The organism is Pseudoalteromonas sp. SG45-1 (assembly GCF_014164135.1).
Lineage (GTDB): Bacteria > Pseudomonadota > Gammaproteobacteria > Enterobacterales > Alteromonadaceae > Pseudoalteromonas > Pseudoalteromonas distincta.
Map to the genome: position 1 here is coordinate 31709 of NZ_JACJEP010000017.1, position 26184 is coordinate 57892.

The following is a 26184-nucleotide window of genomic DNA, read 5'->3' on the forward strand; positions in this document are numbered from 1 at the left end:
CTTAATTTTTTGCATTTAGGATCCAAATTCACCATGGCTCAGATCCCCGAAAACCCACTTATTTTAGTTGATGGCTCGTCATATTTATTTCGTGCTTATCATTCTCCGCCGCATTTAACTAATTCTAAAGGTGAGGCTACGGGCGCTATTTATGGCGTGATCAACATGCTTAAAAGCTTGATCAGACAATATGATCCCTCACACATGGTGGTTATATTTGATGCTAAAGGCAAAACGTTCCGTAACGATATGTATAGCGAATATAAGGCAAATCGCCCGCCGATGCCGGATGACTTACGTACGCAAATAGCACCAATACATAGCATTATCAAAGCGATGGGTTTTCCGCTAATTAGTATCGAAGGCGTTGAAGCTGATGATGTTATTGGCACATTTGCACGCATTGCAACTGAGCAAAAACGGCATGTCCTTGTCTCCACTGGTGATAAAGATATGGCGCAACTTGTAAATGAACACGTTACATTAATAAACACGATGACCGACAGTATTTCAGATCCTGTTACCGTAGTGGAAAAGTTTGGTGTAGGCCCCGAACTTATTATCGATTACTTAGCACTAATGGGCGATAAGGTCGACAATATCCCAGGTGTTGAAGGCTGTGGTCCAAAAACGGCCGTTAAGTGGTTAGAGAAATATGGCTCGTTGCAAGGTGTAATGGATCACGCAAGTGAGATTAAGGGTAAAATAGGTGAAAAGTTAGCTGCAGCTCTCGATCATCTGCCTCTAAGCTACGAGCTTGCAACAATTAAGTGCGATGTTGAAGTCGAATCAGATCTTGATACGTTCAAATTACAAGAGCCAAATAAAGACGAATTAATTGCACTATATGGTGAGTGTGAATTTCGTCGTTGGTTAGCTGAGTTACTAGATAACCCTAAAGATGCAGAAACACATCTAGCTGTACCTACCGAAGCCACTGAATTACCAAAAGTAGAAGATGCCCATTACGAAACTATTTTAACGCAAGCGCAATTTGATACGTTAATAGAGCAATTAAATAGTGCCGAGTTATTTGCATTTGATACAGAAACTACCAGCCTTGATTACATGAAAGCGCAATTAGTGGGTATGAGTTTTGCCGTAAAAGCGGGTGAAGCTGTGTATTTACCTCTAGCGCATGACTACCCGGGTGCGCCTGAGCAATTAAGTCTGGAATTTGTAATGCAAAAGCTAGGTCCAATTTTGGCCGATGAAAACAAAGCTAAAGTAGGGCAAAACCTTAAATACGACAAAAGTGTATTAGCGAATGCAGGTTTTGCGCTAAATGGTATTAAGTTTGACACCATGCTTGAGTCATACGTATTTAATAGTGTGGGTACACGCCACGATATGGACTCGCTAGCACTTAAATATCTAGGTCATAAAAATATTAGCTTTGAAGATATTGCTGGCAAAGGTAAAAAGCAACTTACCTTTAACCAAATTGAACTTGAAAAAGCTGCGCCTTACGCTGCAGAAGATGCCGATATTACTTTACGCCTACATGAAGTGCTTTGGCCAAAAATAGCGGCTGATGAAAAGCTAAAATCTGTATTCGAAGATATAGAAATGCCACTTGTTAGTGTGATTTCTGATATTGAACGAACCGGCGTTGCAATAGATAGCAATATGCTTGCAGCACACAGCCAACGATTAGGCGAGCGTTTAATTGAGCTTGAAAAGGAAGCATTTGAAATAGCAGGCGAACCATTTAATTTAAGCTCTCCTAAGCAACTACAAGTATTGTTGTTTGAAAAGCTTGGCCTGCCTATTATCAAAAAAACACCTAAAGGTGCACCTTCTACCGCAGAAGAAGTATTGCAAGAGCTTGCTCATGATTATCCACTACCTAAAGTAATTATAGAGCATCGTGGTTTATCAAAGCTTAAATCAACTTATACCGATAAATTACCATTAATGGTGAATGAGAAAACCCAGCGTGTACATACGTCATATCATCAGGCAATTACAGCAACGGGGCGCTTGAGTTCAACCGATCCTAATTTACAAAATATTCCTATTCGTTCAGAAGAAGGGCGTCGAATTCGTGAAGCGTTTATAGCTGCCGATGGTTACAAAATTGTCGCTGCCGATTACAGCCAAATTGAGCTGCGTATTATGGCGCACCTTTCACAAGACAAAGGTTTATTAAATGCATTTGCTAACGGCTTAGATGTACACAGTGCAACTGCCGCTGAAGTATTTGGTGTAGAGCTTGATGATGTAACTACCGATATGCGCCGCAAGGCGAAAGCAGTAAACTTTGGCTTAATTTACGGTATGTCTGCATTTGGTTTAGCACGTCAACTAGATGTGCCGCGCCACGAAGCGCAGCATTACATAGATAAATACTTTGAGCGTTTTCCTGGTGTATTAGAGTACATGGAAACAACACGCGAAAAAGCAGCTGAAAATGGCTACGTTGAAACAATATTTGGTCGCCGCCTACATTTACCAGAAATAAACGCACGTAATGGCGCGCGCAGAAAAGGAGCCGAACGTGCTGCTATAAACGCACCAATGCAAGGTACTGCTGCTGATATTATTAAAAAAGCAATGCTGAGCGTTAACCGCTGGGTACACGAACAGGCGCCAAATACGATTAAGCTACTAATGCAAGTACACGATGAATTGGTATTTGAAATTAAAACAGACTGCGCACCTGAATACACAAAACATATTTGTGAGCTGATGTCGCAAGCTGCAGCGCTTGATGTGCCGCTTATTGTTGAAGCCGACGAAGGTGACAACTGGGAACAAGCCCATTAATGCAATTTGAGCATTTTAATTAAAGCGCCTTTTGGCGCTTTTTTTATGTTTAATAAAAATGGCGAATAACAGCTATTTAATTAGCTATATGCAAGCTTTAGTTAAAATAAGGTTAATTTAAGCAACTATTTGTATTAAATAGTTATATGTTCGTCAATTCGAGCTGTTTTACAGGAATATGATTGTATTTTAATGCGTGCTTTTGTTAAAGTCCCGCCTGTCCTATCCTGTAGGACATCCTGTTGATGATGCATCTGAAAGGGTGCAACAAATTGATAGCTTCTCCCCAGTTTGCTATACCGGCCTACCAACTTGTTTGGTGGGCCGTTTTTTATTTTACGCCTAAAAATCCTATCTAATTAATTCTTTTTTGCGCTATACCAATTGTATTGTGCATTCGTCACTTCGAGGTGGTTTGGGTACATCGCAGGTGATACCATCGAAGTGCTATCATTTTTATTCTTTTCATTTTATTACTAAGGAGTGCGTTATGTTTAAAGCATTAGCTATTGCAGGTTTTTCTTTATCAAGTTTAGTTATTTCTAATGTTGCTCAGGCTAATTGGCAGCTAGTGAATGATAAAAGCCAACTAAGCTTTGTTTCAATTAAAAAAGATTCGATTGCTGAAGCTCACCATTTTACTAACCTTGAAGGTATGCTTTCTGATAAAGGTGAGTTTAGCGTTAATGTTGATTTAACATCAGCCGAAACTCTAATCCCTATTCGTAATGAGCGTTTAGCTACATTTTTATTCGAAGCGGCTAAATTCCCCAATGCTGTTTTAACTGCAAATTTAACTAAAGAGCTAAGTAATATCAAAAAGCCTGGTCAATATGTATTGAAGGGTATTACAGCTGAGCTTGATTTTCATGGTAATAAAAAACCATTGGCAATTGATGTACTCGTTAACAGCACGCAAAGTGGTGATTTAACGGTATCATCATTAACACCTATTATTATTAATAGTGATGATTTTGGTGTAACCGAAGGCGTTAAAAAGCTGCAAGAGTTAGCGGGCTTGCCTTCAATTGCAACAGCTGTGCCTGTTACATTTGCAATAACACTTAAAAAACAGTGATTTCTTTAAGTGAGCTTAGCAAGCGATTAAGCGAGCCAAGCAAACCTTTTGATAGTTGGCAGCCTAACCATTGTGGGGAGCTGCCAATTGTTATTAATAATGAAGGGAAATGGTTTTACGATGGCAGCGAAATAACACGCCCAGCCATGGTGAAGCTGTTTGCTTCTGTATTGTGTAAAGAAGGTGAGCAATTTTATTTAAAAACCCCTGTCGAAAAAATAACAATAACGGTTGAAGATGCGCCGTTTATTATTGTTGATTGGCGCTTTGAAAATACAGCGCAAGGGCAAGTGTTGTGTTGTATTGATAATTTAGCTAGGCAGTGGTTAGTGAGCGCTCAGCAGCCCTTGCATATAAAAGACTACAATGGTTCAAAGGTGCCTTATTTAAAGCTACCGTATGGTTGTAGTGCGCGAGTTTCACGCAGTGTATTTTATCAGTGGGCTGAAAAAGCCGAGTCTGATAAGCTCGGCTATTTTATTAAATCTGCAGGAAAGCAGTTTTATTTATCGTAACGCCAGCGTTTAAGCCTCTGGGTTGGTTTCGTCTGTGATTGTTTCATCGCTAGGTGGTACAGCAATAACAGGACCTAAAAACCATTCATCTAGCTTTTTAGCTACTTCTGGTAAACCCGTGCCCTTTAATGATGAAAACGCATGAACTGTAATATCCCCATCAAGCGTGCTTAATTCACGGCGAACTTGCAGTACTTGTGATTTACGAGGGCCTTGCTTTAGTTTGTCGGCTTTAGTTAATAGTGCCAATACTGGAATCTCACTACCAATTGCCCAGTTAATTAAATCACGGTCTAAATCTTTTAATGGATGACGAATATCCATTAAAATAACAATACCTTTTAAGCTTTGACGCTTTTGCAGATATTCACCTAACGACTTTTGCCATTTCTTTTTCATTTCGATTGGTACTTTAGCAAAGCCATAGCCTGGTAAATCGATAAGGCGCATATCGTCAACATCCGCTAAATCGAATGTATTGATTAGCTGAGTACGTCCAGGTGTTTTACTTGTACGTGCTAGCTTCTGATCGGTTAATGCATTTAATGCACTCGACTTACCTGCATTGGAGCGACCGGCAAACGCAACTTCAATTCCCGTATCAGCAGGTAATTTAGTAATGTCGGGAGCGCTTGTTACGAAAGACGCAGTATTATATTTGATACGAGATTTGAGCACAGGCTCTCCTAAAACTTAAAAAAATAACATTGAGTAAACCAAATTCACTCAGGGCGCGTATTTTATACTATAAAGGATGTATTAAAAAGCGTATTTAACCACCTAAAAACAGCACCTATGGTACATTTAAAACATGTTAAAGCTTAATCTAAGTCAAAACCCTGTAAATTATAAGCTTAATATGTGTAGAAAACGTGCCAGAGAATTTATTATCGTGTAGAATATATGTATTACAACATCACGATTGTAGATGATACAGGGTCGGAAACAGAGAATTCACCATGAAAAAAATAGCACTATCTTTAACAATATTGCTTGGTGCGTTGTCAGCAAGCAACGCAACAGCATTTGATGGCGATGTAAACGCAGGTAAAGAAAAATCAGCAACGTGTGCGGCTTGTCACGGCCCAGACGGTAATGCGCCGGTTAATATTTACCCTAAAATTGCAGGTCAACATCCAGATTATATCCTTAAGCAACTTCAGGATTTAAAATTAGGTATGACGTCAGGCGGCAAAGAAGGGCGTATGGATCCAGTAATGAGCGCTATGGCTATGCCACTTAGCGAGCAAGACATGAAAGATCTAGCTGCTTATTTTTCTTCAATCAACATGACTGAAGGTGCTACACCTAAAGATGTTGTTGAAGTTGGCGAAATGCTCTTTAAAGCAGGCGATGCGGAGCGTGGGATTCCATCATGTGCAGCATGTCATGGTCCACGTGGTAACGGTTCATCACTTGCTAAGTTTCCAAAAATTTCTTTTCAGCATCCTGGATATATCAAGTCTCAACTTGAAAAATTCCGTGATGGAACTCGTCACAATGACTTAAATGGCATGATGGGCGATATAGCGAAGAAATTAACAGATAAAGATATTGAAGTACTTTCTCAGTACTTAGGTGGTTTACACTAAAGTCGTATTTATTTAGCAATTAATAATAAATACACTACAATGTTTTACAAAAAGCAGCCCAGGCTGCTTTTTTTGTGTGCAAAATTAACGATATCACCCGTTTAAATGTAAGACATTGACCATGCGTTAGTGTGAGAAAAGTCTTCTTTTTATTTTTTATTCATCATTAACCTATTGTATTTTATTGTTTATTTTGTTTTAAAATGTAATAAGTATAATAAAAGTTATATAAACCAGTTGTAACAAAATCATTAACGAGTAAATTAACCACTGTCGCAAAAGAACAATAACAAAACGGAAACAAGCTATAAGGAAAGTGGCGCGGCATGACTACATAGCACAAGATTGGTGCTACTAAAGGAAATAATAAAAAAGTGTCACGATGACCGAAAATAATAAAATACTCATGGAAGTTTAATAACAAAAACAAAATGGAATGTAACAAGGAACGTAAAAATAATAACAATACGGACTGATAATAATAAAAATAATAAAGACTAAAAAAAGTCGAAGGGAGAAGTGTCCAGATAATGGCGCTCAGATTAGCAGGCGGTAGAGATGTTTTCTCTACCGCCTTTTTATTTGTCCTGTTACAATACCCACCGTTTAAAATTAGCGATTAATTAGCTAAGGCGCTTTTAAATGAGAAACCCAACCTCTATAGCGCAAACTGAATTCTTCTGGCTAGGCCAGCACTGCGATGCCCATTAATTTGCGCTTCGCTCAAAACCTCTTAAGTGAGATGATCAAGATATGAGTAGAACTAAAAAGTCACGCAAAAGCCCAGCAAACGGACCTGTTCGTTTAAGCCAAGATAAGCTTAAAGAAATGCGCGCATTAAAAGAGCAGCGAGTTAAAAAAACCAAAGGCGCAAAGCCCGGTTCTCGTAATGCGCCAGATTTACTAGATAGCGAAAGCCAAAATAGTAATCACGCGCCTAAAGATAAGCGTGTAGGCAGTAAAAAGCCTGTGCCGTTAATCGCAACCGCGCCAGAGCCTAAAGTTGAAATGAAACGCAACTTAAAGCCAACTATTGAGCTGAAAAAAGTAATCGAGCCTGAGTTTACACCTGAACAAGAGCTAGAAGCACTTGAGAATGATGAACGTTTACTTAAATTAGTAGAGCGTCATGAAAAAGGTGAAATGCTAACAGGTAAAGATGCTAAGTACTTTAATAGTCGCATTGCCCGTCATCAGGCGTTATGTGAAATTCTTGGTATTGAAGATGAGGACGAAGACGAGTTTGAAGATGACCTTGAAAGCCAAGGCAATTCTGATTTCGATCAATACTTATCTGATGATTTAGCCAACGAATGGTTAGATGAAGACGACAAATAGTAAGGATAAATAATGAGTACCTCGGTAATTTTAGCCTTACTTTTAGGCGCTGCTATCATAGCTGGTTTGGCATTTTATGCGGGTCAGTTGCTGTATAAGTTAAATGCGCAAAAAAAGTTAATTGCTAAAACGCAGGCTGAACAAAAGCAAAAGCTTGAAAAGTCGCGTTTAAAGCGAAACGCAAAACTAGCCGATAGTATTCATTTAATCGCACGTGCAATGAATGAAGAGCAGTGTGAGTTTTCTGAAGGCTGTTTACGTATTTGGGTACTTATGTCTCAGTATGCCTTTGAAAGCGAGCGTGATTTAACGACGCAGTATCCTGGTATTTATAAAATGTATCAGGTAGTTAAAGAAATGCCGACGCACGATGCACGTAAAAAATACTCTAAAAAAGAGATTTTTAAGCTAGATAAGGCTCGCTGGCAAGCTGAAAAAACACTTAAAGATGAAGTTAAAGCGGATTGCGCTAAAATTATTATCGAGTTTAAAGCCGCTCCAGGTAGCGATAAAGTCGTTTTTAATTAAAGCTACAACTTAAATACAAAAAGCAGACCTAGGTCTGCTTTTTTTGTGCCGATGTATTTATTATCCAGAGTTCAGGCTAAATCACCCTTGAAAAGCGCGTTGCGTTAATTTGTTTTTGTAAGTGAGCATCGAAGCACATACAAATAATACGAATGAATAAGTTCCCGCGTGGTGTTACGCTAATTTTATTATCAATTATAGTGACTAGTTCATCTTTTATAAGTGGCGCCAGCGCTACTAATGCATCCTCAAAGTAGTCATTAAATATAAGCGCGTGTTTTTCACTAAAGTCTTGTATATCTAATTCAAATTGGCAAATGAGCTGTTTAATTGCATCAGCACGAATTACATCATCATGTGTTAAGTGCATTCCTTTATTAAGAGCACTACCGCTTTGTGTTTCTACGTTGTGGTAATAATGTTTTAATTCTTTTTGATTTTGTAAAATGGCGGTGCCAATTTGTGAAATTGATGACACGCCTAAACCTAATAAATCACAATTTCCATGGGTTGTATAACCTTGAAAGTTACGATGTAACTTGCCTACATTTTGCGCAACAGCTAGTTCATTATCAGTTTTTGCAAAATGGTCCATACCAATAAATTGATAGCCTGCTTGCGTCATCTGCTCCAGCGTATTTTTAAACATGGTGAGCTTATTATGAGCACTGGGTAAATCTGCATCTTTAATCTTACGCTGTGCAGCAAAGCGCTCTGGTAAATGCGCGTAGTTAAACACTGATACTCTGTCAGGGCTTAACTCAATAAGTTGCTCTATAGTTTTCTTAAAGCTCTCTGGCGTTTGCAGAGGTAGCCCGTAAATCATATCTGCATTAATAGATTGAAATCCTAGCTCGCGAGCTTGTGTAATTAATTGCTTAACGGTATCTGCATTTTGCGGGCGATTAACAGCAAGTTGCACGTCGTCGTTAAAGTCTTGAATCCCAAATGAGACACGGTTAAAGCCAAGCATTCTTAAATCAACAAGCATATTATCGGCAAGTGAGCGTGGGTCTATTTCAATACCGCGCTCTGTTGTGCGTGTAAAATTAAAGTGTTGTTCTAAAAGTTTAATTAAACGGGTCATTTGTTTTGCGGTTAAAAAGGTGGGAGTACCGCCACCTAAATGCAATTGCTCAACCGTGTAGCTTTTAAATAAAGGCGCTTGGGCAGTAATTTCTTTTGCTAAAAAGTCGAGATACGTATCTGCCTTAGATTGATGACGGGTAATTATTTTATTACAGCCACAGTAGTAGCAAAGCTGACTACAAAACGGGATGTGAATATATAAAGAAAGAGAGCGAGTTGTTGACGATTCTATAGCGCTTAGTAGGTCTTGTTGCTGATATCCGTCACGCAGTGATAAAGCCGTGGGATAAGAGGTATAACGCGGACCAGACACATTATATTTGTTTATTAGGGTTTCATCCCATTGTGGAAGTTTAATCATCACGCACACCTAAGTATTTATTTAGGAGGGATTATAAAAAAGTACTCAGGAAGGCGGTTTGATCTATAACAAAAAAGGTGCCGAAGCACCTTTTTTAATAAAATATAACTTAATACGACCTAATTAATACGTAATAGTATGAGCATCTTTAAGGTATTGAAATAATTCTTTATAACCTTTACCCGGCTTTTCAGTTTTCGCTTCTTTTGCCGCATTTCGAACCAATTGGCGCATTTGTTGACGATCAAGAGATGGAAACTGCTCAATAGTCTCATTGATAAGGTCATCACCTTGCTCAATTAAATCTGAACGTAATTGCTCAATTTTTTTGACCAATACTTCAGCTTGGTTATTTTTATTAAGCATCACATCGATAATCGCTTTAATATCATCAATGTTTTCTACAGTACGCAGTGTTTTAGCGATGTAATTTAAGTGGCGGCGATACGCGTCGCTTTTGTTACTTATTTTATCAGCAACAACCATCGCTTCTTTTAAATCGTCATTTAATGGCAGGCGTTCGCGCTGTTTTTTACCCATTTTGGCAATTTCAGTACCTAACTGATGAAACTCTTGCGCTTCGCGTTTAAGCTCCGTTCTTGATACATATTCAATTTCTTCTTCAATTTCAGCAGGCTTGCCTTTTTTCTTTGCCATGGGGTGCTCTTAAATAAAAATAACTTTTGCCATTATACATGAATATGATACTTAGGAATATTAGCTGATGTGATGCATTGAGTGTGTTAGCATTTAAATATAAGAAATGCGTGCATTATGCCTCTAAGGCTCAGGACTTAATTTATGAAAAGCCAACAAAACGATCCAATTTATTCTCAAATATCGCAAGTTAAAGATGCGGTAGCAGAAGTACTCGAACATGCTAAAAAATTAGGCGCTACAGCTGCAGAAGCTGCGATGTCTAGCACGTCTGGTTTATCGGTTAGTACACGAATGGGTGAAGTAGAAACCATTGAGTTCAACCAAGACGGCGGCTTAGGCATTAGTGTATATGTTGGTAATAATAAAGGCTCGGCGTCAACGGCTGATTTAAATCCAAAAACATTGCGCACGGTAGTCGAAAAAGCGATTGATATAGCCAAATTTACATCTGATGATCCATTTAACGGCGTTGCTGATAAAGAGTTACTTGAATTTAATCCTAAAGATTTAGATTTATATCATCCTTGGGATGTAAGTCCTGAGGAAGGCATTGAGCTTTGTCATGCTGCTGAGCAAGCTGCATTAAATGCGGACGAGCGTATTGTTAACTCTGATGGTGCGAGTTTTTCATCGCATCAGGGATTACGTGTTTATGGTAACAGCCACGGTTTAATTGCAGGTTTTCCGCGCACTCGTCATAGTATTAGTACTATGGTAATAGGTAAAGATGGCGAACACATGCAGCGCGACTCTGCTTATACAGTTGCTCGCGATCAGGCTGGTTTAAATGATGCTGCGGCAGTGGGTCTTGAAGCGGCAGCTGAAACCTTAGCTAAATTAAACAGCCAAAAGTTAGGCACAATGAAAGTGCCTGTTATTTTTAGAGCAGATATTGCAAATTCATTGTTTGGTCACTTGGTGTCGGCAATTGGTGGTGGCGCGCTTTATCGTAAATCAAGTTTTTTACTTGATAGCTTAGGCACTCAGGTATTTAGTAATTGTGTGAATATTGCTGAGCGCCCACATATTTTAAAAGGGTTGGCATCGTCACCGTTTGATAGCGAAGGTGTTAAAACATTCGATAGAGAAATAATTCAAGGCGGCGAGTTACAAACTTATTTATTAGCAAGTTATGCTGCGCGTAAAATGAACATGATGCCAACAGGACATGCTGGCGGTATACATAACTGGCTCGTTGAGCAAACTCATAACGATTTAACTGCACTATTAAAAACCATGGGTACTGGCTTATTAGTTACAGAGCTAATGGGGCAGGGCGTAAATACCGTAACGGGTGACTACTCTCGTGGTGCTGCAGGTTTTTGGGTTGAAAATGGTGAAATTCAATATCCGGTAAGTGAAATTACTATTGCTGGTAATTTAAAAGACATGTTTAAAGGTATTTCTGCCATTGGTGGTGATATAGAACGCCGTGGTGGTATTCAAACAGGCTCAGTACTAATAGAGCAAATGCAAATAGCCGGCGCGTAGTATTAATACGCAGTGTATACTTAGACCCAGAGTATTATCTCTGGGTCTAAGTGAGTTTTTACGAGGTGTAAAATGGCTAAAGATAGATATGCACCAAAACCGCTAACCGATATTATGGCGGGGTTAAATAATCGTTTATCGGCTTATGCAGGCAAAAGCCAAGCACTTGATACACAGCAAACCTTATTAAAAGATTTTTTAGGCCCTAAATTGGGTGATAAATGCCGAGTTAGTAATTACCGAGACGGCACGCTAATGATAGAGGCGGTATCTGCGCCTATCGCGCTTAGGCTTAATTATTTAAAAATGGATATGCTTTCACACTTTAGAGCTGCTGGAATGGCAGAGCTTGGACAAATAAAAATAACTGCAAACCCTCAAGCAACTCAGCGATTAAGTACCGCGAATAAATCGGGCAGCCCTACAGTTACCAACTCTCGGAAAATGAGTGAGCAAACCGCTAATTACTTAAATGCGATAGCGGCTTCTGCCCCCCCTTCATTAAAAGAAAAACTAGAGCGTTTAGCGCTCCACGGGAAGAATAAAAGTTAGCCTTAGCCACCCACTATATTGTTATTGGTAGGGCTATTTTTGCAGCTCACCGCATTCAAAATACTTTGTTACATATTCCATTTTATTGTTGGTCTAATGAGGTTTATGATACTGCGTGGTGTGCTTTATTATTTAAAGCTCCCTTGATACCCATTCCATTAAGTAAAAGCGTACAGGCAGTGCTATTTTTACTCCTGCTATATTCAAGAATTTAATGGAGTTGGTATGTGATACCAACCTGCATAAATCTTTGATCAATTTAACGAATTAAATTGCACTATAACGTCGTTAAAAATTTTTATTTAGAACAACTAGATACAAAAACTTTTGCCTAGTTCTAGCGTAATTTTCTTAACGTTAAATAGACCCCATACATAAGCAGATTGGTATGATTTAATTCTAACTAACAAACGGAATCATTATGAATAAAGTAACAATGGCCGCTGCGAGCATAGCGCTTGCACTTGGTCTAGTAGGTTGTGGTGAAAAACAACAAGAAGCTAAAGTAACCGATACTCCTGTAGTAACAGCACCCGCTGAAAAGCCACTAGAGCTTGGTATTGAACTAGCGAATATGGATAGTTCAGTACGCGCACAAGACGATTTTTATTATCATGTAAATGGACAGTGGTTAGCAAAAACTGAAATACCAGGTGATAAGTCTAACTACGGTTCTTTTTCGCAGCTATATGATGAGTCACAAAAAGCGATGAAAATTGCCCTTGAAAACGCAGCCGCGAATAAGGCCGCTAAAAAAGGCAGTGATGAGTATAAAATTGGCGCATTTTATAAAAGCTACATGAATCAATCTGCGCGTAATGAGCTAGGTATTACGCCATTACAACCGTCATTAGATACAATTGATAGCGTTAAATCTAAAGCTGACTTAGTGGGTTTAATGGCTAAAATTCAAAAACAAGGCGGTACTTTACCGTTTGGTTGGTTTGTAAATAACGATGCTAAAAACTCGAGCGAGTATGCATTGTATTTATCTCAGTCGGGTCTTGGTTTACCAGATCGTGATTATTACTTAAATGATGACGAAAAATTCACTAAAATTCGTGCTTCTTACGAGCAATACATCACAGATGTTTTAGCAAAATCAGGCGTTAAAAAAGCAGCAGAAGCTGCCAAGAGCGTACTTGCATTTGAAAAAACACTAGCTGATGCTCAGTGGAGCCGTGTGCAAAGCCGTGATGCAACTAAATCTTATAACAAGATGACAGTAGCAGACGCAAGCAAGTTGATGGGGGAGCTTGATTTAGCTGCATTCTTTAAAGATGCAGGTGTGAGTGCAAGTGATATTATTGTACGTCAACCAAGCTACTTAGAAGCACTTGCTACTATTTATAAAGATACTGATTTAGCGACGTGGAAAAACTACTTAAAATTTCATTTTGTAAGTGGTTATGCAGAGCTACTTAGCGAAGATTTAGTTAACCTTAACTTTGACTTTTACAGCACAACACTTCGTGGCGTAGAAGAACAAGCACCTCTTTGGAAGCAAGCGGTTGATGCATCTAACAGTGTACTTGGTGAAATTTTAGGTAAGGTATACGTTAAAGATAACTTCCCGCCAGAAGCTAAAGCACGCATGGAAGAGTTAGTTGATAACGTAATTAAAGGTTATGGCGTTGCTATCGAAAATCTTGAGTGGATGAGCCCTGAAACAAAGCTTGCAGCGAAAGAAAAATTAGACAAATTTACGCCTAAGATTGGTTACCCAGACACGTGGAAAGATTACTCAGAGCTAGAGATTAACTCAGACGAGCTAGTAGGTAATTACATTCGTTATAGCGAATGGGCATACGCAGATATGATTGCTAAATTGGGTAAACCTGTTGATCGCTCTGAGTGGCACATGACTCCGCAAACGGTAAATGCGTATTACAACCCAGTAAACAATGAAATTGTATTTCCAGCCGCTATATTACAACCACCATTCTTTAATTTAGAAGCGGATGATGCTGTAAACTACGGCGCAATTGGCGCGGTAATTGGGCATGAGCTTGGCCACGGTTTTGACGACCAAGGTGCTAAATACGACGGTGACGGTAACTTACGTAACTGGTGGAGTGAGACTGACCTTAAGCAATTTGAAGAGCGTACAGCGGCTTTAGTTGCACAGTATAACGAATATAAACCATTTGAAGATGCAAGTGTTAATGGTGAGCTAACGCTTGGCGAAAACATTGGTGACTTAGGTGGTTTAACCGTTGCGCATAAAGCGTATATGCTATCTTTAGGTGATAAAAAAGCACCCGTGATAGATGGTTACACAGGCGATCAACGCTTCTTTATGGGTTGGTCACAAATCTGGCGTCGTAACTACCGCGATGAAGAGTTACGTAATCGTTTATTAACAGACCCTCATTCACCAAGCCACTACCGTGTAATCGGTATCTTGTCGAACATGCCTGAGTTTTACGAAGCGTTTGACGTAAAAGAAGGTGATAAAATGTATATCAAACCAGAAGATCGCGTAAAAATCTGGTAATTGCATTGCTATAAATAACAAAAAACCAGTAAGTTTTTAGCTTACTGGTTTTTTTGTATCTTGAATTTGTTTATCGACTAAGCACGCGTGCATCCATTCTTCGTTACTCAGTATGTTTTTATAAAGCGCGAGTTGGTTTTGTGCTCGCTCTAAATTATGCTCTGCATGAGATACTTTAAAGTACACATCGTTATTTAAGTAATCAGTTAAAAAGCGCACACTTAACATGAGCGGCATTATTTTAGCGCCTAATAATAAGCTTTCTTGCTCTAGTATACTCATGCTATTTTTTAATGGCGTTACATAGCCTTTTACAATGGCTGAAAATATATCTTTTCGAATAACAACGTTGTGTAAGTTTGTTGAATCCTCGGCTTCGGGGGAGCAAAATGTACGTACCATGTCGCCAAAGTCATAAAGCCAAAATCCTGCCATGCAGGTGTCTAAATCAATAACTGCTTTTGCTTTGTGAGTTGTATTACAAAACAGCATATTATTTATTTTTGTATCGTTATGACACACTCTAAGCGGTATGTGTTTAGCTACCTGACTAAGCTCAGTAATTAAGTGCTGCTGCGTTAAGCAATATTCTATTTCGTCAGCGCAGTGCTTTACTCTATTAACTACGTTGTTAGTGATTGCGGTATTTAATTGCTCAAAGCGCATCGCTAAGTTATGAAAATCAGGAATTACAGTGTGCAGCTGTTGCGCATCAAAATCTTGTAATGCATGAGCAAATACGCCAAAGGCGTAAGCCGCTTGCTCGCTCTGCTGGGTATTTTTAACAACGTCTTCGCTGTAGCTATCACTAATATAGTTAAGGACGCGATAATACGCATTATCAATTTTTATTAAGTGTTCATCGTTTTGTGTAGCTATATGTTTGATTATTTCAAGCGGGTAATTGCTTTGCAGTTGTTTAGCATTTAAATGCTGCTCAATTAGTTTTGCATTACTCACTAACTGAGCAGGGTTTTTAAATACCTCAGTATTTAGTTTTTGCACAATAAACTGTTTATCAATACTTGTAAGTAGCCATGTACTATTTATATGACCGCTACCAATCGCACTAACTTGAGTTAACTCAGGGGGCAGTGCTAACAGTTCGCTTAGCTTATTTTGTATTGAGATATTCATTGTGCTCACTTATGCTCTTTTTTATGCGTATCGGGCAACTATTTTTTCGATAATTTCAGCATTCGCTTCAGGAAAATCATAATTTTCTAATTCACTAATTGCCACCCATTCGCTAGGTTGCCCTTCAGCGCCATGTGCCTCACCGCTAAAGTTACTTACTACGTGTACATCTAATTTAACGCATTTATCGCCGTAGTCATGTTCAATCACCATCAATTGGCTAGAGCTGTGAATGGTTAGTCCAACTTCTTCAATAAGCTCGCGTTTAAGTGCAACAAACACACTTTCTCCAGCTTCAACTTTACCACCAGGAAATTCCCATAAACCGCCTTGATGTTGTTCATCTGCACGTTTACAAATGAATATAGCATTATTTTTCTTAATAACACCAACAGCTACATGTACAATTTCTATAGTCATTACTTTAAAACTCCATAAAAAAAAGCGACGCTAGCGCCGCTTTTTAATAAGCTACTGACAATATTGGGTTATTTTAATTTACCGCAACACTGTTTGAATTTTTGACCTGATTTACAAGGACAAGGGTCATTACGACCTACTTTTGGTTCTGTACGAGCCATTACTGTCGCTGTTTCTGGCGCTTCGCCACCTACGTGCTCAGCTTCTTCATGTTGGTATTCGCGAGGAGCATTTTCACTTTTACGGTGTTGCTCTTCTACTTTTTCAACATCTTCTTCTGCGCGTACTTGTACTTTACTTAGAATGCTTACAACATCTACTTTCAAGTTTTCAAGCATTTCGGAGAACAGCTCAAACGATTCACGCTTGTACTCTTGCTTAGGATTCTTTTGCGCGTAACCACGTAAATGAATACCTTGGCGTAAATGATCCATTGCAGCAAGGTGATCTTTCCAATGCTGATCAAGACTCTGTAGCATAATCGCTTTTTCGAATTGACGTAAAACAGAATCGCCAACTTGCTCTTCTTTTTGCTTGTATGAATGCTCAACCGCCTGCTCAATACGCTCACGAAGCTTTTCTTCGTATAGTTTATTGTCATCTGCTAACCACTGAGTAATAGGTAACTCAATTAAGAAGTCTTGTTTTAAACGCTCTTCAAGGCCAGGAATGTCCCACATTTCAGCAAGGCTTTGCGGTGCAATGTACTGATCAATTGTATTGCTAAGTACGTCACCACGAATTGCAGTAATAGTTTCTGAAATATCACCTTCTTCAAGTAGTTCGTTACGCTGAGAGTAAACAACACGACGTTGATCGTTTGCTACATCATCGTACTCAAGTAGTTGCTTACGAACGTCGAAGTTACGTGCTTCTACTTTACGCTGTGCATTTTCAATCGCACGGTTTACCCATGGATGTTCAATTGCTTCACCGCGTTGCATGCCTAATTTACGCATCATGTTCGTCATGCGCTCACCGGCAAATATACGCATTAACGCATCGTCCATCGATAAGTAAAAACGGCTTGAACCAGCATCACCTTGACGACCAGAACGACCACGTAATTGGTTGTCTATACGACGAGATTCGTGACGTTCAGTACCTATGATATGTAAACCGCCGGCATCAATTACTGCATCATGGCGAATTTTCCAAGCTGCTTTAATTTCAGCAATTTGCTCAGCAGTTGGGTTCTCAAGTTTTTCAACTTCACTGTTCCAGTTACCACCTAACACGATATCGGTACCACGACCGGCCATGTTTGTTGCAATTGTTACTGTTCCTGGTAGGCCAGCATCTGAAACGATGTCAGCTTCTTGCGCATGAAATTTAGCATTAAGTACGTTGTGCTTAATTTTTTCTTTGCGTAAAAACTGCGATAAATACTCAGAGCTTTCAATTGAAATAGTACCAACAAGCACCGGTTGTCCACGGTCTTGGCAGTCTTTAATATCAATTAAAATAGCTTCGTATTTTTCTTCTTGCGTTAGGTAAACTAAATCGGCGCGATCATCACGAATCATCGGCTTATTAGTTGGCATAACAACAGTATCTAGGCCATAAATTGACTGAAACTCAAATGCTTCAGTATCGGCTGTACCAGTCATACCTGCTAACGTTTCGTATAAACGGAAGTAGTTTTGGAACGTAATAGAGGCAAGTGTTTGGTTCTCGTTTTGAATTTTTACACCTTCTTTTGCTTCAACAGCTTGGTGTAAACCTTCTGACCAACGACGACCTTCCATTGAACGACCAGTATGCTCATCGATAATAATTACTTCGTTTTCTTTTACAACGTAATCAACATCTTTTTGGTATAGCTTATGAGCACGAAGGGCGGCATAAACATGGCTTAGTAGCGTAATGCTTGCTGCTGAATAAAGCGAATCGCCTTCTTCAATTAAGCCGCGCTCAGTAAGTAGCTCTTCTACTTTAATTTGACCACGTTCTGTTAAATGAACTTGCTTAGATTTTTCATCGATAGTGTAATCGCCGTCACCTTCAATGCCTTCTTCGTCTTCTTTTTCTTGAAGCTCAAGTAAAGGAACGATGGTGTTTATTTCAGTGTATAGCTCAGAGCTATCCTCAGCTGGGCCTGAAATAATAAGCGGGGTACGTGCTTCATCTATTAAGATTGAATCCACTTCATCGACTACAGCATAAAATAATGGACGTTGAACTCGTTCATCAATGCTAAAAGCCATGTTGTCACGAAGGTAGTCAAAACCAAATTCGTTATTAGTACCGTATGTAATGTCAGCAGTATAAGCGAGCTTCTTTTGCTGCGGCATCATACCTGGTACGTTACAGCCTACTGTAAGGCCTAAAAATTCAAATAACGCACGGTTGGTTTCAGCATCACGTTTAGCAAGGTAGTCATTCACGGTAATTACGTGAACACCTTTGCCTGTTAAGCCGTTTAGATAAGCTGGTAGAGTAGCTGTAAGTGTTTTACCTTCACCGGTACGCATTTCTGCAATGCGACCTTGATGTAAAACCATACCACCTAATAACTGCACGTCGAAATGACGCATGCCATTTACACGCTTTGACGCTTCACGTACTACAGCAAAAGCCTCTGGTAGAATGTCGTCAAGGCTTTGTCCGTTATCGTAACGTTCTCTAAACTCAGCTGTTTTAGCTCTTAAATCTTCATCAGAAAGCGCTTCAAGTTGCGTTTCTAGCGCATTGATTAGCGCGACCGTCTTTCTTAAGTTTTTAATAGTGCGGTCATTGCGACTACCAAAAAGCTTGGTAAATAAATTAGATATCATGATAAAACCGTTACAATGTATTCTTTGTCAGCCGAGTATCGGCTAACCCATTTTTAACAATTGGTAATTAATATGTGCTTTTAAGTAACACTTAGAACATATTAATTAGCAATTTTGTATTAAACCGTTCAAAAAGCACTGTTTATTACGTGCGCTACTATACCAGACTCTGCCAAACAACAAACTATCTCAATAAAAAGATCGGTGTATAAAATCGAAAAATTTGATCTGGTTCGTAAAAATCACTTTGTATTACTCAATTACAGTAAAAATAGCAGCGAACTGTAAAGATATGGTGCTAAATAAATTAAAAACAAGGGTTATAGTTGCGCTTAAGTTTTACGCTTAAACACAACTATTAAATACATGTTTTATAATTTAAATTGATTAACCGTTTTGTTAAGCGCCGCAGCTAAATCACTTAAGTCACGAGCTTCGTCAGCGAGGGTGTGCGCATGGTCAGCGGTACTGTTCACTAAGTTATTAATTGCCGAAAGGCTCGTATTAATATCCTCAGCAACAACAGTTTGCTCCTCGGTAGATGTGGCTATTTGATGACTTTGGTCTTGTACTTTAGTAACCGACTGCGCAATATTGTGAAGTGAGCTAAGCACTTCTTTAGTTTGAAGCACTGAGCCCTCGGTTTGATCTTGTCCTTGTTGCATCATTACTGAGGCTTGTTGAGCTATTTGCTGCAAGCGCGAAATCATATTTCGAATATCGTCTGTTGATTCTTGTGTGCGACTTGCAAGTGAACGAACTTCATCAGCAACAACGGCAAAGCCTCTACCATGTTCACCGGCACGAGCAGCCTCTATAGCCGCATTAAGTGCAAGTAAGTTGGTTTGATCAGCAATGGAATTAATTACATCGACTAATGCACCAATGTTATTACTTTCTTGCTCAAGACCTGCAACCACTTTAGATGCTTCGCCAATATGTAATGCCAGTTCAGTCATTACTGTTTGCGCCTGTGTAGAACGGCTAGCTCCTTCAGCTGTAATTGCTTGTACTTCTTCAGCTGCGTTATTTGTGTGTTGTGCGTTACGTGATATTTCAAGCACAGTAGTCGCCATTTCAGTTACCGCTGCGCTCACGCTATCAACTTGCTGCTTCTCTTGCTGAATTTCAGAATTTGTTTTCTCAGAAACACTTCTTAGCTGGGCCGCTGCATTACTTAGTTGTTCTGCTTGCGCTGCGGTATCAAGCATCATGGCGTGCAACTTATCAATAAAAGTGTTCATGTGGTTGGCCAGCTGTCCCACTTCATCTTGACTATTAATATAAATTTTTTGAGTAAGATCGCCTTCGCCCGATGCTATATCACGCATAATGTGCGTAAGCGTTGTAATGGGTTTTGAAATCATGTGGGTAGCCCATAAAATCATGGCTAATATAATGATTAAGATAATAATTACCGCCGTTGTTGTAGCGGTTACTGCAGCATTTACGGGCTCTTCAATCATAGTAGTTGGGATAAGTAGACCTACATACCAATCTATATAAGGCTGCTCTAACTGCAAACGATGGTAAACCACATAAAACTGCTCACCTTTAAAAGTAACCATTTGGCTGCCTTCAAGGTTATTTCGCATTTGTGTATTTAACTCTTTAAAGCCTGTTGTATTTGTAAATTGTTGCTCAAGCGCATCGAGCCCTTCTTTACCATTTGCACCTTCATCTGTAATTGAAAGTTTATGCCCAGTGGTCTTTGAAAAATGTACTACTTTTTGATTGCCATCGAGTAAAAATCCATAACCTTGGCCGTTAAAGCGAATATTTTCGACCATGTCGTTAATTTTGTTTAATTGTAAATCAACACCGCCCATACCAATGAGTTTTCGCTGAGCGTTATAAACAGGTTGTTGTACTACTGCGGATGCTACGCCTGTGGTTAAATCAACAGAGATTGGACCTACGTAAAGCTTGTTAACTTGCATGGCTTCTTGCCACCACCCACGCTTGTAAGCGTAATAAGGCTGGCCGTTGTAGTGACTTGTACGCTCGTTTTCTTTAAAGTATTCACCGGTGGTTGCTGAGGCAAAAAAGGCCGATAAAATGTTTTCGTCATTTGAGCTTAAACGCACAAAGTCTTGGTTTACTTCGCTGTAACCTGGCGCGCTTTCGAGTGCTTGATCGCGTGTATCCCAATTTTCAAAAAAGTTGATTAAATGTGGGTTATTAACAAAGGTTGATACCATTTTACCGTACATCGCGAAGTAACTTTGCATTGAAAGTTGCTCGGTCTGTAGATAACTTTGTGCTTCGTTTTCTATGTTTTCTCTAGAGAGATTGGCAATGTGTTTAACAAAAAATGTTGAGGCGATAATTAGTAAAACGGTAATTGTTCCACCAATCAATAATAATATTTTCTTCCGTAATGATAAATTATTTAGCATGAGTACACATATTTTTATTATTTATGAAATTATATCTAATCATATCTTACTTAAAATCTCTATAAAGTTAGATAGAAAGAACTAATTATGCGTTTAAAATAAAGGCTTATACAAAAATGACAAAGAAAAGTAATAAATTAGTAGTATTAGGTGCAGGCTGGTTAGGACATGCTTTATGCCTAAGTGCACAAAAAGCTGACTGGCAAGTACAAGGAACGCATAGAACAGATATACACGAGTTTGACTTTGAGCGTCAGTTTACACTTGAAGATGGACAATTAAGGCATCAAGTTGATTTACAAGGTGCTTATTGGGTATGTGCTATTCCACCACGTAGCAGGCACAGTGAAAGTAATTATCCTGAAACACTCACCGCAGCGCTTAAGCTTTCAAAGGAGCTAAACGCAAAGGGCTTTTTATTGTGCTCATCAACCGGGGTGTACGATCAAGAGCCTGGTGTATATAGTGAAAGTAGCGATATTTCATGCACAAACGAGCGCCAAATAAAGCTTTACGAAGCTGAAGAGCAAGTGCTCGAACAAGATGGCAAAATACTTCGTTTAGCTGGCTTACTAGGGCCTAATAGAGAACCGGGGCGTTTTGTGGCAGGTAAAGAGCTCAATACATCAAGTGAGCAAGTGGTAAATATGGTGCATCAACAAGATGTAATTAATGCTATTTTTGCGGTGATAGAGCACTGGCAAGTAGGGCAAAATATTTATAATGTGGTTAATCCTGCGCACCCCACAAAAGCTGAGTACTACGCTATGAAGTGTCAGCAACATGGTGGTGAAATGCCAACGTTTACAGGAACTGATTCGGCTGAGCGAAAAATATTAGGCTCAGCCATTGAAGCCTTAGGGTTTAGCTATCAGCACGGTATTTAATATGCTGAAGGCAGGGGACTGCTCTCTATAAAGTCGCATAGCTTACCTTCACTTAGTAATGTATTAGCAGCTTCGATATCGGGAGCAAAGTAGCGGTCTTTATCATAATAACTTACATGCTCGCGTAACAATGCTTTAGCGCTTTGCACTTTATCTGATGGTTCAAGCGGCTTTCTAAATTCTAGCCCTTGAACCGATGCTAACCATTCTATTGCCAAAACACCTTGGGTATTATTGGCCATTTCATCTAAGCGCCTTGCTGCAAAGGTTGCCATAGAAACATGATCTTCTTGATTTGCAGATGTAGGCAAGCTATCAACCGAAGCCGGATGCGCTAATGATTTGTTTTCTGATGCAAGCGCTGCTGCGGTAACTTGGGCAATCATAAATCCAGAATTTACCCCGCCGTTTTCAACTAAAAATGGCGGTAATTTGGATAGGTTTGAATCGATAAGTAATGCAATTCGCCTTTCTGCTAATGCGCCAATTTCTGCAATTGCGATTGCTAAGTTGTCAGCGGCCATTGCAACAGGCTCTGCATGAAAGTTTCCTCCCGATATAATGTCGCCTACATCGGCAAAAACTAGCGGATTATCGGTTACACCGTTTGACTCGCATAGTAACACTTCTGCAGCTTGGCGTATCTGAGTTAGGCAAGCACCTAGCACTTGAGGCTGGCAGCGAAGGCAGTATGGATCTTGTACTTTTTCACAATTGACGTGGGAGTTACTAATCTGAGAGTGCGTATCGAGTAGCTCTCTAAATACTTGAGCGGTGTCTATTTGTCCGCGCTGTCCGCGAATTTCATGAATACGTGCATCAAATGGCGCGCGACTGCCCATTGCGGCTTCTATACTTATCGAGCCGATAACGCAGCTTTGTGCATATAAGTTCTCGCTTCTAAATAGGCCTTGTAGTGCAAACGCAGTCGACGCTTGTGTGCCATTTAATAATGCTAAGCCTTCTTTGGCTGCAAGGGTAAGGGGTTCAAGTCCCGCTATTTTTAACCCTTGTGCTGCGCTAATTATTTCTCCTTTATGTCGCATTTGACCTTCAGCTAATAAAGGTAGACACATATGCGCAAGAGGGGCTAAATCTCCCGATGCCCCCACGGAGCCTTTTTTAGGCACGCATGGATATACTTCGCTACTAAGCAGCTGCATAAAAAATTGGATTACTTGCAGGCGAATGCCCGAATAGCCACGTGAAAGCGAGTTTACTTTTAAGGTGATCATTAACCTTACTGTGCTGTCATCCATGTATTCGCCAATACCCGCAGCGTGTGAAAGCACAATGGAGCGCTGTAATAATTCAAGTTCGTCGTCGGCAATTTTGGTATTGGCTAATAATCCAAAGCCGGTGTTAATTCCGTATACAGTGCGGTGTTCATTAATAACGTTTTGAACGGTTTGCGCGCTGGCTGCTATTTGCGACTCGGCATGCTTTGCAAGGCTTAACTTTACCGGTGAATTCTTAATTTTTCTTAGTGTGTTTAAATCAAGTGATCCGGGTGTGAGAGTAAGTTCGAACATGATCATTCCTCGTTTAACATAGGTAGGTCTAAATTTTGTTCTTTAGCGCAGTTTTTTGCTATGTCGTATCCGGCATCAGCATGGCGCATTACACCTGTTGCAGGGTCGTTCCACAGTACGCGAGCAATACGCTCTTTAGCTTCATCAGTACCATCGGCAACAATAACTACACCAGAGTGCTGACTAAATCCCATTCCTACACCGCCACCATGATGAAGCGACACCCAAGTAGCGCCACTTGCCGTATTAAGCAGTGCGTTGAGTAATGGCCAATCTGATACTGCATCTGAGCCATCTTTCATGCTTTCTGTTTCGCGGTTAGGGCTTGCAACTGAGCCAGAGTCGAGGTGGTCACGACCAATAACTATAGGGGCTTTAAGTTCGCCATTTTTAACCATTTCATTAAAGGCCAGTGCAAGGCGCGCTCTATCTTTTAGGCCAACCCAGCAAATACGTGCAGGTAAACCTTGGAATTGTATGCGTTCCCGCGCCATATCAAGCCAGTTATGCAAATGTGCATCATCAGGAATAAGCTCTTTTACTTTAGCGTCGGTTTTATATATATCTTCAGGGTCGCCTGATAATGCTACCCATCTAAATGGTCCAATACCTTCACAAAATAAAGGGCGAATATAGGCAGGCACAAATCCAGGGAAATCAAACGCGTTGGTAACACCCTCATCAAACGCCATTTGACGAATATTATTACCGTAATCAGTAGTGGCGGCACCGGCTTTTTGTAGTGCCAGCATAGCTCTAACTTGGACTGCCATTGATTGTTTAGCGGCTTTTACTACGGCTTTTGGATCTTGCTCACGCATTTTTGCTGCGTACTCCACTGTCCAGCCTTGTGGTAAGTAACCATTTAATGGATCGTGAGCAGATGTTTGATCTGTGACTACATCAGGGGTAATGCCTGTTTTAACCAGTGTACTAAATACATCGGCAGCGTTACCAAGCAAACCCACTGAGAGGGCTTTACCTTTTACACATGCATTGGTTACTAATTGCAGTGCGTGTTCAAGACTTGTTGCTTTTACATCAACGTAGCCTGTTTTTATACGAAAATCGATACGGCTTTCATCACATTCAACAACCAGTGCACTAAACCCAGCCATTGTAGCTGCAAGTGGTTGCGCACCGCCCATACCACCAAGACCACCTGTTAATACCCATTTACCACTAGCGCTACCTGCAAAATGTTGCTTTGCCATAGCTACAAAGGTTTCGTAAGTTCCTTGTACTATGCCTTGCGAGCCAATATAGATCCAAGAACCCGCCGTCATTTGCCCGTACATCATCAAGCCTTTTTTATCGAGCTCGTTAAAGTGCTCCCAATTTGCCCAGTGTGGAACAAGATTTGAGTTAGCAATAAGCACGCGAGGTGCATTACTGTGGGTTTTAAATACACCAACGGGTTTTCCTGATTGTACAAGCAGGGTTTCGTCGCTTTCGAGCCTATCGAGGGTTTCTATAATTTTGTCATAACTTGGCCAATCACGAGCTGCTCGGCCAATACCACCATATACAACAAGTGCATGAGGATGCTCTGCAACTTCAGGGTCTAAATTATTCATTAGCATGCGCTTGGCAGCTTCTGTTTGCCAGCTTTTAGCACTTATTTTATCTCCATGAGGTGCACGTATTACGCGACTTGTGTCGAGTCGGTTGTTCATGTTTTGCTCCTGTTGTATATACAAGGTGATTTGTTATAAAAAAAGCGCAGTAAGCGCTATTGTTTGTTATTTTTTAAATGTTAAGTGGCCGCCTAAGCGATATTTACTGCCAGGTGATACAAGGCGCGCAAAGCTTACAATGCCTTTAACAGACCAGGTGCGTCGGATCACTTGTAAGCATGGCTCTTCATTATATAAATTTAACCATTGGCACATTTCGCTGTTTGGCATAATGGCCTCTACTGTATGCCTTGCTTGGGTAAGTGGGGCAACACTAGATAGATATTCATGCGGCGTAAGCGTGCTGAAGTCTTGTTGTAAGTAGCCAGTCGCAAGGGCAGGATTTACAAAACGCTCTTCTAGCTGCAAAGGGCTGTCATTTTCGTTATGCACAAGTACACTTCGATATACAACACTGTCAACCTCAACACCAAGTGCAATGGCAATAGGTGCTACTGCATTTATTGATTCGAGTATGAGTACACTACAGGTGTAGTTGCCGTTACGCTCTTTTACTTCATCAGCAATATTTTTTATTTCAAGTAACGATGACTGCGATTTAAATGTAGCTACAAATGTACCAAGCCCTTGGCTGCGGGTTAAAATACCTGCCTCGGTTAATTCGCTTAGTGCTCTGCGGGCTGTCATCCTGCTTACACTAAATTGACTACTTAGTTCGTTTTCAGAGGGAACACGTTGGTTTTCTTGCCACGTACCGCTGCGAATTTTATCAACAATGAATTGTTTTATTTGCGCAAATTTAGGTGTCGTCATTAAATTTATGGTTACATTAAAAATAAACTATATAAATAAGATGACACAATTATCTTGTATATACAAGATGGGTTGTTAGACTATATTTTCATCACTCTGGGCGTAAAAAGGG

20 protein-coding genes are annotated in these 26184 nt (G+C 39.9%); 10 read left to right on the forward strand and 10 right to left on the reverse strand.

The window, feature by feature from the left end:
* Nucleotides 1-33: 33 nt before the first annotated feature.
* The 3 genes from polA to H5117_RS14260 all read left to right on the forward strand — a co-directional run bounded on the left by polA (nucleotide 34) and on the right by H5117_RS14260 (nucleotide 4362).
* Nucleotides 34-2769, forward strand: coding sequence for a DNA polymerase I (gene polA, locus H5117_RS14250; RefSeq protein WP_138488411.1), 2736 nt, complete (start codon nucleotides 34-36; stop codon nucleotides 2767-2769).
* Nucleotides 2770-3259: 490 nt separating this feature from the next.
* Nucleotides 3260-3847: a YceI family protein gene (locus H5117_RS14255; protein WP_182694000.1), complete on the forward strand. Its 588-nt coding sequence runs from the start codon at nucleotides 3260-3262 to the stop codon at nucleotides 3845-3847.
* On the forward strand, nucleotides 3844-4362 hold the full coding sequence (locus tag H5117_RS14260; protein ID WP_182696383.1) for a DUF1285 domain-containing protein: 519 nt from the start codon (nucleotides 3844-3846) through the stop codon (nucleotides 4360-4362). Before H5117_RS14255 ends, H5117_RS14260 begins: the two co-directional genes overlap by 4 nt.
* A 9-nt stretch (nucleotides 4363-4371) precedes the next feature.
* Here the strand turns inward: H5117_RS14260 and yihA are convergent, their stop codons facing one another.
* Nucleotides 4372-5040 carry a ribosome biogenesis GTP-binding protein YihA/YsxC gene (gene yihA / locus H5117_RS14265; RefSeq protein WP_002959920.1) on the reverse strand — a complete coding sequence of 223 codons (669 nt, stop codon included), beginning with the start codon at nucleotides 5038-5040 and terminating at the stop codon, nucleotides 4372-4374.
* Between the two features lie 281 nt (nucleotides 5041-5321).
* Between yihA and H5117_RS14270 the strand changes: the two genes are divergently transcribed.
* The 3 genes from H5117_RS14270 (at nucleotide 5322) to H5117_RS14280 (ending at nucleotide 7820) form a co-directional block, all read left to right on the forward strand.
* The gene (locus tag H5117_RS14270; RefSeq protein WP_182682808.1) at nucleotides 5322-5954 is read left to right on the forward strand and encodes a cytochrome c; all 633 of its coding nucleotides are present in this window, start codon (nucleotides 5322-5324) and stop codon (nucleotides 5952-5954) included.
* A gap of 753 nt (nucleotides 5955-6707) precedes the next feature.
* The gene (gene yihI, locus H5117_RS14275; protein ID WP_002959924.1) at nucleotides 6708-7292 is read left to right on the forward strand and encodes a Der GTPase-activating protein YihI; all 585 of its coding nucleotides are present in this window, start codon (nucleotides 6708-6710) and stop codon (nucleotides 7290-7292) included.
* Between the two features lie 12 nt (nucleotides 7293-7304).
* The gene (locus H5117_RS14280) at nucleotides 7305-7820 is read left to right on the forward strand and encodes a DUF2489 domain-containing protein (RefSeq protein WP_002959926.1); all 516 of its coding nucleotides are present in this window, start codon (nucleotides 7305-7307) and stop codon (nucleotides 7818-7820) included.
* A 76-nt stretch (nucleotides 7821-7896) separates the two neighbouring features.
* Here H5117_RS14280 and hemN read toward each other — a convergent pair whose 3' ends face one another.
* Together hemN and yjgA are read right to left on the reverse strand one after the other, a co-directional pair.
* Complete coding sequence (hemN, locus tag H5117_RS14285; RefSeq protein ID WP_182738439.1) at nucleotides 7897-9270, reverse strand: oxygen-independent coproporphyrinogen III oxidase; 1374 nt, start codon at nucleotides 9268-9270, stop codon at nucleotides 7897-7899.
* Nucleotides 9271-9393: 123 nt separating this feature from the next.
* Nucleotides 9394-9927, reverse strand: coding sequence for a ribosome biogenesis factor YjgA (yjgA, locus tag H5117_RS14290; RefSeq protein WP_182738441.1), 534 nt, complete (start codon nucleotides 9925-9927; stop codon nucleotides 9394-9396).
* A 144-nt stretch (nucleotides 9928-10071) separates the two neighbouring features.
* On the opposite strand from yjgA, the gene pmbA reads away from it, so the two are divergent.
* The 3 genes from pmbA (at nucleotide 10072) to H5117_RS14305 (ending at nucleotide 14470) form a co-directional block, all read left to right on the forward strand.
* Nucleotides 10072-11421, forward strand: a complete 1350-nt coding sequence (gene pmbA, locus H5117_RS14295; RefSeq protein ID WP_165723708.1) for a metalloprotease PmbA — start codon at nucleotides 10072-10074, stop codon at nucleotides 11419-11421.
* A gap of 72 nt (nucleotides 11422-11493) precedes the next feature.
* Nucleotides 11494-11973 (forward strand): DUF721 domain-containing protein, encoded by a 480-nt coding sequence (locus H5117_RS14300; RefSeq protein ID WP_002959934.1) that lies wholly within the window; start codon nucleotides 11494-11496, stop codon nucleotides 11971-11973.
* Nucleotides 11974-12394: 421 nt separating this feature from the next.
* Nucleotides 12395-14470 carry a M13 family metallopeptidase gene (locus H5117_RS14305; protein WP_182738443.1) on the forward strand — a complete coding sequence of 692 codons (2076 nt, stop codon included), beginning with the start codon at nucleotides 12395-12397 and terminating at the stop codon, nucleotides 14468-14470.
* Between the two features lie 36 nt (nucleotides 14471-14506).
* On the opposite strand, the gene H5117_RS14310 is transcribed toward H5117_RS14305, so the two are convergent.
* From H5117_RS14310 to H5117_RS14325, 4 genes are all read right to left on the reverse strand, one after another.
* Entirely contained in the window at nucleotides 14507-15607 is a 1101-nt protein-coding gene (locus tag H5117_RS14310) for a phosphotransferase enzyme family protein (protein ID WP_182738445.1), read from the reverse strand.
* Between the two features lie 21 nt (nucleotides 15608-15628).
* Nucleotides 15629-16027, reverse strand: coding sequence for an 8-oxo-dGTP diphosphatase MutT (gene mutT / locus H5117_RS14315; RefSeq protein WP_007582062.1), 399 nt, complete (start codon nucleotides 16025-16027; stop codon nucleotides 15629-15631).
* Between the two features lie 68 nt (nucleotides 16028-16095).
* On the reverse strand, nucleotides 16096-18804 hold the full coding sequence (gene secA / locus H5117_RS14320) for a preprotein translocase subunit SecA (RefSeq protein WP_182738447.1): 2709 nt from the start codon (nucleotides 18802-18804) through the stop codon (nucleotides 16096-16098).
* 371 nt (nucleotides 18805-19175) lie between these two features.
* Nucleotides 19176-21203, reverse strand: a complete 2028-nt coding sequence (locus H5117_RS14325; RefSeq protein WP_182738449.1) for a methyl-accepting chemotaxis protein — start codon at nucleotides 21201-21203, stop codon at nucleotides 19176-19178.
* Between the two features lie 116 nt (nucleotides 21204-21319).
* Here H5117_RS14325 and H5117_RS14330 point away from each other — a divergent pair, with 116 nt between their 5' ends.
* A complete protein-coding gene (locus tag H5117_RS14330) occupies nucleotides 21320-22090 on the forward strand; it encodes an NADP-binding protein (RefSeq protein WP_182738451.1) in 771 nt (256 codons plus the stop codon).
* On the opposite strand, the gene hutH is transcribed toward H5117_RS14330, so the two are convergent.
* The 3 genes from hutH to hutC all read right to left on the reverse strand — a co-directional run bounded on the left by hutH (nucleotide 22087) and on the right by hutC (nucleotide 26072).
* Entirely contained in the window at nucleotides 22087-23622 is a 1536-nt protein-coding gene (gene hutH / locus H5117_RS14335) for a histidine ammonia-lyase (protein WP_182738453.1), read from the reverse strand. The genes H5117_RS14330 and hutH overlap by 4 nt on opposite strands.
* 2 nt (nucleotides 23623-23624) lie before the next feature.
* Entirely contained in the window at nucleotides 23625-25298 is a 1674-nt protein-coding gene (hutU, locus tag H5117_RS14340) for a urocanate hydratase (protein ID WP_182738455.1), read from the reverse strand.
* 66 nt (nucleotides 25299-25364) lie between these two features.
* On the reverse strand, nucleotides 25365-26072 hold the full coding sequence (gene hutC, locus H5117_RS14345) for a histidine utilization repressor (protein ID WP_024596303.1): 708 nt from the start codon (nucleotides 26070-26072) through the stop codon (nucleotides 25365-25367).
* Nucleotides 26073-26184 lie beyond the last annotated feature (112 nt).